Below are 13,731 nucleotides of genomic sequence, written 5' to 3'. Positions count from 1 at the left end.
TAGGGCTTGTTTTATGTTTTTATTAAATTTTTGTAATTTAAAGGCTATTTTTTATTTTGCAACAGTCTCTTTTTTATTTATATTTCCAATTCATATTTATGTTTTATTAATAAGAATTGCTATTATTATCTTGATTTTTCATTTCTTTTTATGATTTTCACTTTTAGAATGGTATAAATGTTATTACTCAATCCATTCCATTGTAAGTTTAGTTCTTTTGAATGGTATAAAATCCCTTATTAAAATCTATTCTTTTTTTATTAATGTTAAATTGAATGGTATAAATCTTATTTTCTTATCAATTCCTTTTTCTATTATTTAGTTTGGAATGGTAATTTTATCTATTTTTAATCCATTCTTTTTTTTACTATTAAATTGAATGGTATATCTAAAATTACAATGTAAAAAGACTATTACAAAATAACAATTTTAATTATTTTGCAACAGCCCCTTTTTATTTAAAAAAATAAAAAAAGAGAAAAAAAGAAAAAAAGCTTATGAAAACGTATTACAATATTAATATAATCCTATTTTAGGAGGACTTATATGATTTTATTTATATTAGGATTAATCATTTTAGGTTTAGGTGGATATTTATATGGGAAATATTGTGAAAAAGTTTTAGGTCCTGATGACAGGAAAACTCCAGCTGTTAATGAAGCTGATGGGGTTGATTATATTGGAATGAAAAAATGAACTTGTTGAATTGTTAAATATTGCAGGTACAAGGCCAGTATTAGGACCAATTCATTGACCTATTGCTTTTATTACAATTCAACTTGGATGTGTATTAGCTGGAGCAGTAATTATAATTTTACCTATAACAAATGGAGATACAGCATTTAGATCATTGAGACTTATGATTGCAGAGCAATTTTCAATTAATCAAAAAGCACTAATTAAGAGAATAATGTTATCTATAGCAATTTTTATACCTGCTATAGCGATTTTAATTTTTGCTAAATCTGATAAAAATGGATTTAACTTTTTATGGAGATAATTTGGATTTATGAATCAATTTACTGCTATATTTGCATTGTTATTAATATCAGTTTATCTAAAAATGAAAGGTAAAAAATATTTAATAGCGTTGATACCTGGAGCATTTTATACATTTATTGTATCATAATATATATTACATGCGGATTTAGGATTTTCTTTAGATTCTAGATTTGGATTTACAGGATATCAAATATCTTATCCAGTAGCATTTGTATTTGTATTATTCTTTATTTGGTTTGTAAAACATGTTGTTAAAAGTAAGAAAGATGAAATATCAAAATTAGATAAATGATTATATTTATAGTTTAGGATAATTATGTATTATCTTCAACTGTTTTTTATGTTATAATCTATATATTAAAGATATGGAGGGAAAATTGAAAAAATTATTAATTTTATTTTTTTGTTTAATTTTTATTGTAGGATGTTCAAAAAAAGTTGAAAATAAAGAAACAAAAAATGAAACAAACTCAGAAGTGAAAAAAGGAGAATCTAAAATGTTGAATCAAGTAGAAGGATATAAAGAAGGAAACATTAAGGCTAAAATTGTAACAAATATGGGAGAAATGGAGTTGATTTTATTCCCTAAAGTAGCACCTAAAGCTGTAGAAAACTTTGTAAAACATGCTAAAGATGGATATTATGAAGGAATAATTTTCCATAGAGTTATCGAAGGATTTATGATACAAGGTGGAGATCCTACAGGAACAGGTAGAGGTGGAGAAAGCATTTGGAAAAAATCTTTTGAAGATGAATTTGATGTAAATTACAGAAACTTCTATGGGGCCTTATCAATGGCGAATGCCGGTCCAAATACAAACGGTTCTCAATTTTTTATAGTAACAGCTAAAAATAATATAAATGATAATTTAGTCGGACAAATGAAAAAATTGGGAGAAAAGGGAGGTTTCCCAGATTCTGTAATTGATGCTTATAAAAATTTGGGAGGGACACCTCATTTAGATGGTAGACATACAGTTTTTGGTCATGTAGTAAAAGGAATGGATGTTGCAGAAAAAATTTCTAAGGTTGAAAGAGATGCAGCAGATAAACCTGTTAAAGATGTTGTTATAGAAAAAATAACTATTGAAGAATAGTATTAATATAAGCTATTGAATTTGTAAAAAAGATCTATAGCTTATATTTTTAAATAAAAAACGAACAAATGTTTGATTTTTAAACTGGAATGTTGTAAAATAAACTTGGAGATAAAAAATGAAGCAAAAAGTTTATATAGCGATAGATTTAAAATCATTTTATGCATCGGTTGAGTGTGTAGAGAGAGGATTGGATCCATTAAATACAAATTTAGTTGTTGCAGATGCATCTAAAACAGAAAAAACAATATGTTTAGCTGTTACACCTTCATTAAAAAAATTGGGATTATCGGGAAGATCTAGATTATTTGAAGTAGTTCAAAAAGTAAAATATGCTAATAGATTAAGAAGAAAAAGTATAAATTGGCAAAATTTTATTGGAAAATCTGTAGATGATAGAGAATTAATTAATAATCCATATCTTAGTATAGATTACATAGCAGCTCCACCAAGAATGGCATATTATATAGAATACAGTACTAAAATATTTGATATATATTTGAAATACATTGCTAAAGAGGATATTCATGTATATTCAATAGATGAAGTTTTTTTGGATGTAACCAATTATTTAAGATATTCAAAAAAGACACCTAGAGAATTTGCAAAAATGATAATATTAGATATATTAAATTCAACAGGAATAACTGCAACAGCTGGGATAGGCAGTAATTTGTATCTTGCAAAAGTTGCTATGGATATAAGAGCAAAGCATATAAATGCGGATAAAGATGGCGTTAGAATTGCTGAACTTGATGAATATTCATATAGAAAATATATGTGGAATCATAAACCTATAACTGATTTTTGGAGAGTGGGTGTAGGTTATGCAAATAGATTGAAAAATATTGGTTTGTTTACGATGGGTGATATAGCAAAATGTTCTTTAGGATCAGATAATGAATATCACAATATAAAATTATTATTTGATACATTTGGAATAAATGCTGAAATATTAGTAGATCATGCTTGGGGATATGAACCTGTAACTATAAAAGATATAAAATCTTATAAACCAGAGCATAGGAGCATATCTATGGGACAGGTAATGACTAGACCATATACTTATAATGAAAGTTTAATTATCATAAAAGAGATGATGGATTTGATTTCGATAAATTTAATAGAAAAAAATTTTACAACTAATCATCTTACTATTAATATAGAATATGATATAGAAAATATAGAAAAAGGATATGAAGGAAATATCTCTATAGATAGATATGGGAGAAAAAAACCGTCTTATTGTAGATTTTCAGTTAAATTAGGTAAATATACTCGATCGACAAGACTAATGATTGAAAAAGTGTTGGAAGTATATAAAGAAAAAGTGAACAAGAGACTTACGATTAGAAAATTTAATATTTCAGCAGACGATTTAAAATCTTTTGATGATGTTAAAAATAATGAAGATATTCAGATTAGTTTCTTATCAGGAAATAGTTTTGAATTTCAAGCTAAAAGGATAGATATTGAGAAAGATTTAATGCTAAAAGAAGAGAGATTACAAAAAGCTGCAATAGATATAAAAAATAAGTTCGGAAAAAACGCGCTATTAAAAGCTATCAATTTAGAAGAGAGTTCTACATTGATAAAAAGAAATAAATCTATAGGTGGACATAAAGCGTAAGGATATATTATGAAAAAAAATATACATGATTATTCAGATATAATGGACATTGAAAGACCAACATTTAATATAAATAGGATGAGTGTTTATGATAGAGCAGCACAATTTGCACCTTTTGCTGCACTTACAGGGCATCAAGATGCCGTTGATGAAGTGGCTCGATTAACTGAAAAAAAGCAAGAACTTAGCGAAAATTATAAAGATTTATTAGATTATAAACTAATAGAGATAATAAAAAATATTAATCAAAATTCAATTATAAAAGTAACATATTTTAAAAATGATTTGAAAAAATCAGGTGGAGAATATATTATACAAAATTTAAAAATAAAAAAATTAGATTTCAATAGTAAAAAAATTATATTTGAAGATAAACTTGAATTAGATATAATGAATATAATTGATATTGAATTGATTAAAAAATAATATTAATGTAAATAATTTAATTTATTAGTATAATATTATTGTGTTAGAAATTAAGGGAGGAAATTAAATGGCATATTTAAAAGATACAGTACAAGTTGGAGATTGGAAAGGTGAAAAACACGTTCCGTCAATTACAGTTTTATCTGCTGATAAAAACGAAGTAACAGTAAAAGTAAGAGTTGGAGAAGAAATTGCTCATCCAAATACTTTTGAACACCACATTGGATGGATTAAATTATATTATTTACCAGAAGGTGCAAAATTACCAGTACAAGTTGCTGATGTAAACTTTACAGCTCATGGTGAAGGAGAATCATTAACAGATCCTCAAGCTGTAGTAACATTTAAGGCAGAAAAAAATGGTAAATTATTAGCTCAAAGTTATTGCAATATCCATGGATTATGGGAAAATGAAGCTGAATTAGTTTTAGAATAATAAAACATATTTAAATTATGCCCTTTTAAGTCTCTTTAGATTTAAAAGGGTTTAATTTTTTGGTATTCATTTAAGTATAAATTTAATGACAATCTTTGGTGGATAAAAAGGAGAAATTAGTGGATATAGAATTAAAAAAGATAATAAAAAGAAGACAATTTAATAAAAGTATGCAAATAGCATTTGCATATGTTGGAGTACTAACAGGAGCAGGATTAGCTTCTGGTCAAGAGTTGATGCAATATTTTATAAGTTTTGGTATTTCTGGAATTATTGGCGTTTTAATAGTAGGAATATTGCATATGATATTTGGTCGTATTATTTTATCTTTGGGATCATATTTTTTAGCATCAGATCATAGTGAAGTTTTGGATAAAATAACTCATCCATGGATTGTTAAATTTCTTGATTTTGGACTTATTATAACTTGCTTTATATTAGGTTTTGTAATGATAGCTGGGGCAGGATCTAATTTGAATCAACAATTCGGAATTCCAGTCTGGGTAGGAGCTTTGATTTGTTCTTTAATGATATTATTAATTAGTCAATTCGATTTTAATAAGGTATCATCAGTTATTGGAGCTTTTACACCATTAATTGTAGGATTTATATTTTTAGGAACTATATATACATTTTTATTTACAAATGTAAATTTAAAGGAGGCAACAGATATTGCTATTAATCAACCAACATCATTACCAAATGTTTTTGTATCAACTGTAAATTATTTTTCTATGTGCATAATAACCGGATGTTCAATGGCTTTTGTTTTAGGTGGAGAAGAATTTAATCAAAAAATAGCAAGTAATGGAGGAAGGATTGGGGGAGCAATTACTGGTATAATTACATTTATTTCAGAGATTACTTTATATACTCAAATCAAGATGGTTCAAGGCTCTGATTTACCTATGCAATTGTTGATAAATAACATTCATCCTATTTTAGGAACTTTAATGTCTTTAATAATTTATGGAATGATTTTTAACACAGGTATAAGTCTTTATTATTCATTAGCTAGAAGAGTCGGTGGAGAAAAAAGAACTAAGTTTAATATTTCATTATTAATACTAGTTTCTATTGGTTTTATGTTAAGCTTTTTAGGATTTAAGAAATTAGTTGGGTTAATGTATCCAATAATAGGATATATTGGATTGATTTTGATAATTGTAATGTTTTATTGGTGGTTTGTTGAAAGAAAAAACTTAAAGAAAGAAAAAATTAGAAGACAAAAAATATTGAGATTAATTTTAGCGAGAGAAGATGAAAATCAAGAATTTACAGAAGATCAATCAATTAAATTAAAAATTATGATAGATAATTCTCATATAAATAATAAAGATATAAGACAAAATGCACTGGAAAGAGTTGAAGAGCATCTAAACAGTAGAAATGAATAACAAGCTAAAAAATTTTTGATATTATTTTAAAATTCGAGTAGAATAATAAAAGTATTGTTTTTATTAGGAGAAATTATGAAAAATTTAAAAGGGATATTTATTATTTTTGTCTGTATGTTTTTAGGCGGGTTTATTAGGATGCTTGTTCCAGTGCCGATTCCTGATGTTGTATATGGTATGCTTATTTTGACTGTATTATTAATATTAAAATTTGTAAAGGTTAAAGATGTTGAAGATACATCCGATGCATTATTAGCTCACTTGGGTCTTTTATTTGTTCCGTTATCTGTGTCTTTGATAACAAAGTTTGATTTATTGGGGCCGAATTTACTAAAAATTTTAGCGGTTTTATTTGTTACAACATTTATAACTATGGGAGTTACAGCAAAAGTTGTTGAAATCGTTCAAAAAATGGGAGGTATAAAATAATGGAATTAATACATTCTTTATCAAAATTACCTGCATTTGGGATATTTTTAACTGTAGGAATTTATATAATTGCTTTGCAAATAAGTAAAAAAACAAAAATTGCTTTTTTAAATCCTGTATTAGTTACATCTGTAGTTGTAATTTTAATTTTATTAGGTTTAGGTATAAAATATGAAGATTATAATAATGGTGGAATTTATATTACTTTTTTAATTGGACCATCTACAGTTGCTTTAGTTGTTAATTTGTACAAGAATTTAGATTTATTAAAAAGAAATTTTATAGCTATTTTTGTAGGTGTAATATCTGGAGTTATAACAGCAATTGTTTCGGTATTTTTAATGACTAAGCTTGTTGGTTTAGAAGGAGATTTACAAATTTCCTTAGTGCCAAAATCTTTAACTACAGCTATAGGAGTTTCAATTTCTGAAGAATTTGGAGGAATATCTGCAATAACAGTTTTTGCAATTATTCTTACAGGAATAATTGGAGCAGTTATGTCACCATTTGTATTTAGGGTTTTTGGAATCAGAGATAGGGTTGCAAAAGGAATAGGTTTAGGTACTGCATCTCATGCGGTTGGCACATCAAAAGCAATACAAATGGGAGAAGTAGAAGGAGCTATGAGTGGGCTTTCTATTGCATTGTCTGGATTTATATCTGTAATATTAATTCCTATATTCATAAGTTTATTTAAATAGAGTAACTAAAAAAAGTGTTGGATTATGCAACACTTTTTTTGATCTATATAAAATTAATTATATTTGTTTTGTTAAGATTGAAGTTATATATTTCCAGAATAAGCTTATGAATACCAAGAAAATTAAAAGTTCTGGTCCTAAATAAGTTATATTATATACAAATGAATAGTATGCTGGGCTCATTCCTTCTGGAGTATATTGAGCAAAATATATTATACCTGAAAGGAAATGGACAACTAATCTTAGTACATATGATAAAACTATAAAAGGTATATAACCTTTGAACTCATATTTATTATCTAAGAATGTAATGCCGGCTAACCCCATTAAAGCACTTGGTAGTGGATAATCAAGAATAACTTGTATATGATGTATTATTTCAGGTTTAATTATAAGACTAATTACTCCGAATAATGCACCAACTATCATTCCTGCTGGTGCGCCCCATCTAATAGCAAAAATCATTAGGGGTAATAATTTTAATGATATGCTACCACCTTGAGGCATTTTGTATAATTTAAATTGAGCTAAAATAACAGCTAAAGCTAACATTAATCCAGCTTCAACTATCATTTGAGTACTAAAAAATTTATTTTTATTCATTATTTCTCCTGTTAAAAAATTTGATTGAAAGATTTGCAAATAAAAAAACTACCAATGGGGAAGGTAGTTTAAAATAAATGTTAATAATATTTGCTTTTATCTCACTTTCCTACGCTATCATTATATAGATCAGGTCAAGGGTACTTCTCAGCTTTATGCGCCCCTAGTGACACATTTATTATAACCTAATTAATTTATTTAATCAAATTTAATATATTGGTATCAAATCTTACAAAAAGGTAATACAAAATTCACATTTTAAACACATTTATACACTAGAATTTAAATAAATATATGCTATCATCTAAATTTACTTTATTTGATTAAAGTAGTATAATTTATATAAGGAGGGTATCATGTATAATATTGGTGACAAAATAGTTTATTCAATACACGGAGCAGGTACAATTGAGGATATTCAAGAAATAGAAATTTTTGGAAATACAGAAATGTTCTACATTTTAAGGTTTCCTATTAATAATATTACTATTTCAGTTCCAGTTACAGAAAGTGAAAAAATTCGTCCGGTAATAACTAAGGAAGAAGGTAGAGCTGTAATGGAAATATTGAGATCAGATGTTACTGAAATGTCTCAAAATTGGGGTAAAAGATTTAGAGATAATTTAGAACATATTAAATCAGGAAATATATTTGAAATAGCAGATATTGTAAGAAATTTAAGCGATTTGAGTCAAAGAAAAGGACTATCTGCATCTGAAAATAAAATGTTGATAAATGCAAAAAGAGTTATGGTATCAGAGTTAGTAATTGTAGGGTCCATGACAAAAGAAGAAGCTATGGCAATGATAGATGATGCAATTACTTTAGAATAGGAGAATATATGATAAAAAAAATCCTTAGAATAGTCATCTCACTTTTAGGTATTCCTTTGGGATATGGTATTTCTAAATTATTGTTAGAAAGTGTTTTAACGCTAGAAAATAATATTTTGAAATACTCTTTTAATGGAGTATTTATTATTTTGATGACTATTTTATTTTATATAATAACACCACTTTTTATAAAAAAAATAGAAAAAATGTTGGATAGATTAGAAGATTTAGTAGTTAAAGAACCTAAAGAAACATTGATAATTGGTTTTGTTGGAATTATTTTTGGAATTATTATTGCGTTTTTATTAAGTTTACCGATTTCAATGTTAGCTTTATCTGGTATATTTGAAACTATAAAAATAATAATTGCAATAATAATTTATTTAACATTTGCAAGTATAGGATATAGATTTTCGATAAAATATAAAGAAGATATATTGAAGCTATTTAAAAGAAAAAATTCAAATGAAGATTTTGAAAAGAAATATTTATCTAAAAAAGCTAAAACTTTATCATCAAAAATTACTGATAAAGTAGTGGATACATCAGTTTTGATTGATGGTAGAATTAAACAAATAGTGGAAACAGGTTTTATCGAAGGAGATTTGATTGTTCCAAATTTTGTTCTTCAAGAGTTGCAATTAATAGCTGATTCTTCTGATAATTTAAAAAGAGAACGAGGAAGAAGAGGTTTGGATATTGTAAATGATCTTAGAAATTCTAAAAAAATTAATTTTAGAACAACTTCTAAAAACTATGAGGATACAAAAGAAGTGGATATTAAATTATTGAAATATGCCAATGAAACAGGAGCTTCGGTTTTAACTAATGATTTCAATTTAAATAAATTAGCCTTAATCCAAAATATTAAAGTATTAAATATAAATGATTTAGCAAATTCTGTTAAAACTGTTGTTTTACCTGGTGAAAAGATGATAGTAAGCATAATAAAAGAAGGTAAAGAAAAAAATCAAGGATTAGCATATTTAGATGATGGAACAATGATAGTAGTAGAAGAAGCAAAAGAATTAATAGGACATCAAGTGGAGGTTGTGGTTTCTACTGTTTTACAAACCGCCGCTGGTAAAATGATTTTTACTAAAATTATAAACAGTTAATTTAGGAGGAAAAGTGAAAAAAGGAGTAATAAGAGTTATAGCTTTAATTTTGGCTATACTCATGTTAGCAGGTATTTTAAGTTCAATATTTACAGCTCATGCAGCTCAAATACCAAATGAAGTTTATGGATATGGTGCTGGATTAAATAAAAAAGAAATAGAAGATACAGCAAAATTATTGGGGATTAAAGATTTAAATATTACACAGGTTCCAATAAAAGGAATAGATACTTCAAAATATTTAGGTATACAATCAACAGATGAAGAAATGATTTCGTCCGTTTATGTAAAGAAAAATAATAATAAAAGTATATCTGTAGAGGTAACAACACCTCTTACAATACAGAAGGTTACATCTATACAATATTCAAATGCTGCGATTACTGCAGGATTGGAAAATGTAGATATAAAAGTAGCAGCTGTTAGAGCGGTTACAGGAGAATCTGCATTAGCAGGCGTTTATAAAGTTTTTGAACAATCGGGAATAGCTATAGATAAACAAAAAACAAAAGTTGCAAATGAAGAAATAGAAGTAGTAAATAAAATTTCGGATGAACATAAAGGACAAGAAGGATTTTCAAAAGATAAATTAAATAAAGTTGTGATTGATGTAAAGCAAAAATTGTTAGATGAAAAAAAATCAGGGAATGATTTATCTAATGATAAAATAAAGAATATTGTAGAAAATTCTGTTAAAAATGGCGATTTAAATCAAGTAATTAATAATGTAAATATTGAAAATTTAACATTATATTTTAAGAATTTTATAAATATTGATAATCTAAATATAAATGTGGTTCAGGGTCAATTAGATAATTTATTAAAAAATATACCTAATATTGCAAATAAAGAATTAGATAATGTTAAAACATTCTTAAACACTGATGAAGGAAAAAATTTCTTAAATAGTATAAAAGATAATGTGACAAAAGAAAATTTACAAAAAGTAGCAGATGGTGTTAAAAATGCTTTGGATTCAGAACAGTTTGAAAATGCATTAAATAGTGTTAAAGATAATTTGGATACAAAGAAATTAAGTAATATGATAGATGGTGTAAAAAAAAGTATATCAAATGACGGAGCAGGATTTTTCTTAAAATTATTTAATGGAATAGGAAATTTCTTCAAAACTTTATTTGATTCATTAAAAAATTTATTTTAAATTAGGATAATTAGCAAAAATATGGTATAATATCAAGGCGATTGATATTAATTAATAAGAGGAGGCATAATGAGCACATTAAAATTAAATGCTGAACTAAGAGAAGGTAAAGGAACAGCAGTTTCAAGAAAATTAAGAAGAGAAGAATTAGTACCAGCACAATTATATCAAAGAGAAAAAGAAAATTTAAACTTACAAGTAGTTGCAAAAGAATTGGATAAAATCGTTTCTGAAGCAGGTACTTCAACAATTATAACATTAGTTGTAAATGGTGAAGAAAAAAATGTTTTAATCAAAGATTACCAAAGACACCCATTCAAAAATCAATACTTACACGTTGATTTCTTAGGTGTAAACATGAATGAAACATTAAGAGTTTCAGTTCCTGTAGTATTATTAAATAGAGATGAAATTAGAGTTCAACCTTCAGTATTAATGCAACAATTAGAAGAAGTTGAAATTGAAACATTACCAAAAGATATTCCGGCAGAATTTACAGTAGATGTACAAAATATGGAATATAATGATGTATTTTACGTAAAAGATCTAGATGGAATAAATGATGGAAAAATTACTGTTTTAACTGATTTAGAAGAAGTAGTATGTACATTATCAGAACCTCAAGAAGAAGTTCTTGAAGATGATGCAGAGGTTTCAGCTGCTGATGTTGAAGTAATTGGTGAAGAAGAATAATATTTTTATTAAAATAAAATGTTGTTTGTCAAAGATCAATGTTTTATAACTTATATTTATTATAAATTAATTTTTTCCAAATACTTATAGTGTTGGTAAGGAATAAAATATAACATATTTAGAGAATTAGAGAGTAAAATTTCTAATTCTTTTTTTGTTCGGAAAATAGTTAGAATGCAATTTTTTAATTAATTTTTATGTGTAGGTGTTATCAGATTTTAATAATAAAAAATTTTTTCAAATTTTGACTCTATGTGGAGTTGCATAAGTTGTTTTCCTGAAAATAGGGAAGAAAAATCAATAATTAAAAAATCATCCATATTGATAGTGAGAAAAAGTATGGAAGAAAAATCAATAATTAAAAAATCATCCATATTGATAGTGAGAAAAAGTATGGAAGAAAAATCAATAATTAAAAAATCATCCATATTCATAGCGAGAAAAAGTATGGAAGAAAATATAAAAATCGACATTTTATCCATACTCAAAATGATTTTTCAAAAATTTCGGATCTGAAATATAGATAAATTATAAGAAATTAAAAACCAGAGACAAATATATCTAAATGTCTCTGGTGTATAGTCCAATTTTTTGGTGACCGTACTTTTTGATGCTCCCGCATTTTTTATGAACATAATACTATTTGAGGACACCGTACTTTTTGCAGGTACAACATTTTTTGCATATCTGCATTTTTCTGATTACTATACTTTTTCAGTATATCATTTTTGTGTAAATCCAAACTTTTTAGACATTGGAACTATATAATAATGACCAATGCATCAATCCAATATAAATCCATACATTAAAGTGAAGGACGTTGTTAATATAATAATGACAATTCATCAATGATATATAAATATTAAAGTGGTAAGAACATATATCTTAATATAAAGATAAATGTTAGTACATATAGCAATGGACTGATTTTTTTGTGTTGGCCAGTTGCTAAGTTTACGATTGTGTATGAAATTATACCAAATACGATTCCTTCTGCTATTGAATATGTAAATGGCATTGCAGCTATTGTTATGAATGATGGGATTGCTACTGAGAAATCATCCCAGTTAATTTTCTTTACTGCGGTTGACATGAATATTCCTACTACGATAAGAGCTGGTGCTGTTGCTGCTGAAGGAACTAATAGGAATAGTGGACTTAAAAATAGTGAAATAAGGAAAAAACATCCTGTGATTACTGATGTAAGTCCTGTACGTCCACCTGCTGCAACACCTGCTGATGATTCAACGAATGTTGTAACTGTTGATGTTCCAAGTAATGATCCTAATGTTGTACCGATAGCATCTGATAAAAGTGCTTTTCCTGCTCTTGGTAAGTTTCCATTTTCATCTAGGGAATTTGTTTTAGAAGCAACACCGGCTAGTGTACCAACTGTGTCAAACATATCTACGAATAGAAATGTAAATATTGAAATCATTAGCGATGCATTTAATATGTTTTTTGGGATTTGTACTTTGAATGCAACATTTTCCAATCCTGAAGGAATTTTGAAAAATGTGAAATCAGCAGGAATTTGTGTTACACCCATTGGTATGCCGATAACAGTTGTAATGATTATTCCTAATAGAATTGCACCTTTTACATTTTTTGCAACTAATACCGCTGTTATAAGTATGCCTAGCATGGCAAGTAATGTTGAAGATTGAGTTATTTTTCCTAATGAAAGAATTGTTGCGCCTTCGCCTGTTATAATACCAGCATTGTTAAATCCAATTAATGCAATGAAAAATCCAATACCAACCGAAATAGATTCTTTCAAGTCTCTAGGAATAGAATTAAAAATTGTTTCTCTAATTTTGAAGAATGATAGCAAAATAAAAATTATACCTTCAAGTAAGATTATAAATAGAGCTTCTTGCCATTTGAATCCATATTTTAAGCAAACTGTATATGTGAAATATGCTGAAAGACCAATTCCTGGAGCTAGTGCGAATGGATATTTTGCGAATAATCCCATGATTATTGTTGCTACACCAGCAGAAATAGCTGTAGCGATAAATACGCCGTTGAAATCCATTCCTGTTTTAGATAACATATCTGGATTTAGGAATAATATGTAAGCCATAGTCATGAATGTTGTAAGGCCTGCGATAAATTCTGTCTTAAAATTTGTTTTGTTTTCTTTTAATTTAAAAAATTTTTCCATTATTTCTCCTCAATAAATTTTTATATAAAAAATAAGG

17 protein-coding genes and 1 riboswitch are annotated in these 13,731 nt (G+C 26.8%); of the genes, 15 read left to right on the top strand and 2 right to left on the bottom strand.

The genetic code is table 11. The features are described 5' to 3' along the window. Nucleotides 1-546: 546 nt before the first annotated feature. The 9 genes from ABGF48_RS00565 to ABGF48_RS00525 all read left to right on the top strand — a co-directional run bounded on the left by ABGF48_RS00565 (nt 547) and on the right by ABGF48_RS00525 (nt 7,118). Nucleotides 547-696, top strand: a complete 150-nt coding sequence (locus tag ABGF48_RS00565) for a hypothetical protein (RefSeq protein WP_408104416.1) — start codon at nt 547-549, stop codon at nt 694-696. 163 nt (nt 697-859) lie between these two features. After that, nucleotides 860-1,000 (top strand): hypothetical protein, encoded by a 141-nt coding sequence (locus ABGF48_RS00560; RefSeq protein ID WP_408104415.1) that lies wholly within the window; start codon nt 860-862, stop codon nt 998-1,000. A gap of 499 nt (nt 1,001-1,499) precedes the next feature. Continuing rightward, nucleotides 1,500-2,099: a peptidylprolyl isomerase gene (locus ABGF48_RS00555; protein WP_408104441.1), complete on the top strand. Its 600-nt coding sequence runs from the start codon at nt 1,500-1,502 to the stop codon at nt 2,097-2,099. Nucleotides 2,100-2,217: 118 nt separating this feature from the next. After that, a complete protein-coding gene (locus tag ABGF48_RS00550) occupies nt 2,218-3,729 on the top strand; it encodes a Y-family DNA polymerase (protein WP_408104414.1) in 1,512 nt (503 codons plus the stop codon). Between the two features lie 9 nt (nt 3,730-3,738). Next, nucleotides 3,739-4,155: a hypothetical protein gene (locus ABGF48_RS00545; protein WP_408104413.1), complete on the top strand. Its 417-nt coding sequence runs from the start codon at nt 3,739-3,741 to the stop codon at nt 4,153-4,155. Nucleotides 4,156-4,222: 67 nt separating this feature from the next. Further along, nucleotides 4,223-4,591, top strand: a complete 369-nt coding sequence (locus ABGF48_RS00540) for a class II SORL domain-containing protein (protein WP_408104412.1) — start codon at nt 4,223-4,225, stop codon at nt 4,589-4,591. 119 nt (nt 4,592-4,710) lie between these two features. After that, on the top strand, nt 4,711-5,988 hold the full coding sequence (locus ABGF48_RS00535; protein WP_408104411.1) for a YkvI family membrane protein: 1,278 nt from the start codon (nt 4,711-4,713) through the stop codon (nt 5,986-5,988). 75 nt (nt 5,989-6,063) lie between these two features. Continuing rightward, on the top strand, nt 6,064-6,417 hold the full coding sequence (locus tag ABGF48_RS00530) for a CidA/LrgA family protein (RefSeq protein ID WP_408104410.1): 354 nt from the start codon (nt 6,064-6,066) through the stop codon (nt 6,415-6,417). Beyond that, nucleotides 6,417-7,118 (top strand): LrgB family protein, encoded by a 702-nt coding sequence (locus tag ABGF48_RS00525; RefSeq protein WP_408104409.1) that lies wholly within the window; start codon nt 6,417-6,419, stop codon nt 7,116-7,118. Before ABGF48_RS00530 ends, ABGF48_RS00525 begins: the two co-directional genes overlap by 1 nt. Before the next feature lie 57 nt (nt 7,119-7,175). Here ABGF48_RS00525 and thiT read toward each other — a convergent pair whose 3' ends face one another. After that, nucleotides 7,176-7,721 carry an energy-coupled thiamine transporter ThiT gene (thiT, locus tag ABGF48_RS00520; protein ID WP_408104408.1) on the bottom strand — a complete coding sequence of 182 codons (546 nt, stop codon included), beginning with the start codon at nt 7,719-7,721 and terminating at the stop codon, nt 7,176-7,178. An 89-nt stretch (nt 7,722-7,810) separates the two neighbouring features. Continuing rightward, nucleotides 7,811-7,896: riboswitch (TPP riboswitch) on the bottom strand. A gap of 181 nt (nt 7,897-8,077) precedes the next feature. On the opposite strand from thiT, the gene ABGF48_RS00515 reads away from it, so the two are divergent. From ABGF48_RS00515 to ABGF48_RS00490, 6 genes are all read left to right on the top strand, one after another. Then, nucleotides 8,078-8,554, top strand: coding sequence for a CarD family transcriptional regulator (locus ABGF48_RS00515; protein WP_408104407.1), 477 nt, complete (start codon nt 8,078-8,080; stop codon nt 8,552-8,554). 8 nt (nt 8,555-8,562) lie between these two features. Further along, nucleotides 8,563-9,672 (top strand): PIN/TRAM domain-containing protein, encoded by a 1,110-nt coding sequence (locus ABGF48_RS00510; RefSeq protein WP_408104406.1) that lies wholly within the window; start codon nt 8,563-8,565, stop codon nt 9,670-9,672. A 13-nt stretch (nt 9,673-9,685) separates the two neighbouring features. Then, entirely contained in the window at nt 9,686-10,834 is a 1,149-nt protein-coding gene (locus tag ABGF48_RS00505) for a DUF1002 domain-containing protein (protein ID WP_408104405.1), read from the top strand. A 69-nt stretch (nt 10,835-10,903) separates the two neighbouring features. Further along, complete coding sequence (locus ABGF48_RS00500) at nt 10,904-11,527, top strand: 50S ribosomal protein L25 (RefSeq protein WP_408104404.1); 624 nt, start codon at nt 10,904-10,906, stop codon at nt 11,525-11,527. A gap of 339 nt (nt 11,528-11,866) precedes the next feature. Next, a complete protein-coding gene (locus ABGF48_RS00495) occupies nt 11,867-12,043 on the top strand; it encodes a hypothetical protein (protein ID WP_408104403.1) in 177 nt (58 codons plus the stop codon). Between the two features lie 111 nt (nt 12,044-12,154). Beyond that, nucleotides 12,155-12,295 (top strand): hypothetical protein, encoded by a 141-nt coding sequence (locus ABGF48_RS00490; RefSeq protein ID WP_408104402.1) that lies wholly within the window; start codon nt 12,155-12,157, stop codon nt 12,293-12,295. A gap of 94 nt (nt 12,296-12,389) precedes the next feature. On the opposite strand, the gene ABGF48_RS00485 is transcribed toward ABGF48_RS00490, so the two are convergent. Continuing rightward, on the bottom strand, nt 12,390-13,694 hold the full coding sequence (locus tag ABGF48_RS00485) for an NCS2 family permease (RefSeq protein ID WP_408104401.1): 1,305 nt from the start codon (nt 13,692-13,694) through the stop codon (nt 12,390-12,392). Nucleotides 13,695-13,731 lie beyond the last annotated feature (37 nt).

This window comes from Helcococcus bovis, from assembly GCF_046035835.1.
Classification (GTDB): domain Bacteria; phylum Bacillota; class Clostridia; order Tissierellales; family Peptoniphilaceae; genus Helcococcus; species Helcococcus bovis.
The sequence above is the reverse complement of the archived record's forward strand: the minus strand, read 5'-3'. Positions and strand labels throughout refer to the sequence as shown.

Excerpts from the sequence above, each read along its gene's own strand:
- ABGF48_RS00495 (WP_408104403.1), top strand. The coding sequence starts at position 11,867 with ATGGAAGAAAAATCAATAATTAAAAAATCATCCATATTGATAGTGAGA.
- ABGF48_RS00510 (WP_408104406.1), top strand. The coding sequence starts at position 8,563 with ATGATAAAAAAAATCCTTAGAATAGTCATCTCACTTTTAGGTATTCCT.
- ABGF48_RS00560 (WP_408104415.1), top strand. The coding sequence starts at position 860 with ATGATTGCAGAGCAATTTTCAATTAATCAAAAAGCACTAATTAAGAGA.
- ABGF48_RS00490 (WP_408104402.1), top strand. The coding sequence starts at position 12,155 with ATGAACATAATACTATTTGAGGACACCGTACTTTTTGCAGGTACAACA.
- ABGF48_RS00500 (WP_408104404.1), top strand. The coding sequence starts at position 10,904 with ATGAGCACATTAAAATTAAATGCTGAACTAAGAGAAGGTAAAGGAACA.
- ABGF48_RS00485 (WP_408104401.1), bottom strand. The coding sequence starts at position 13,694 with ATGGAAAAATTTTTTAAATTAAAAGAAAACAAAACAAATTTTAAGACA.
- ABGF48_RS00515 (WP_408104407.1), top strand. The coding sequence starts at position 8,078 with ATGTATAATATTGGTGACAAAATAGTTTATTCAATACACGGAGCAGGT.
- ABGF48_RS00550 (WP_408104414.1), top strand. The coding sequence starts at position 2,218 with ATGAAGCAAAAAGTTTATATAGCGATAGATTTAAAATCATTTTATGCA.
- ABGF48_RS00565 (WP_408104416.1), top strand. The coding sequence starts at position 547 with ATGATTTTATTTATATTAGGATTAATCATTTTAGGTTTAGGTGGATAT.
- thiT (WP_408104408.1), bottom strand. The coding sequence starts at position 7,721 with ATGAATAAAAATAAATTTTTTAGTACTCAAATGATAGTTGAAGCTGGA.
- ABGF48_RS00525 (WP_408104409.1), top strand. The coding sequence starts at position 6,417 with ATGGAATTAATACATTCTTTATCAAAATTACCTGCATTTGGGATATTT.
- ABGF48_RS00545 (WP_408104413.1), top strand. The coding sequence starts at position 3,739 with ATGAAAAAAAATATACATGATTATTCAGATATAATGGACATTGAAAGA.
- ABGF48_RS00540 (WP_408104412.1), top strand. The coding sequence starts at position 4,223 with ATGGCATATTTAAAAGATACAGTACAAGTTGGAGATTGGAAAGGTGAA.
- ABGF48_RS00555 (WP_408104441.1), top strand. The coding sequence starts at position 1,500 with ATGTTGAATCAAGTAGAAGGATATAAAGAAGGAAACATTAAGGCTAAA.
- ABGF48_RS00530 (WP_408104410.1), top strand. The coding sequence starts at position 6,064 with ATGAAAAATTTAAAAGGGATATTTATTATTTTTGTCTGTATGTTTTTA.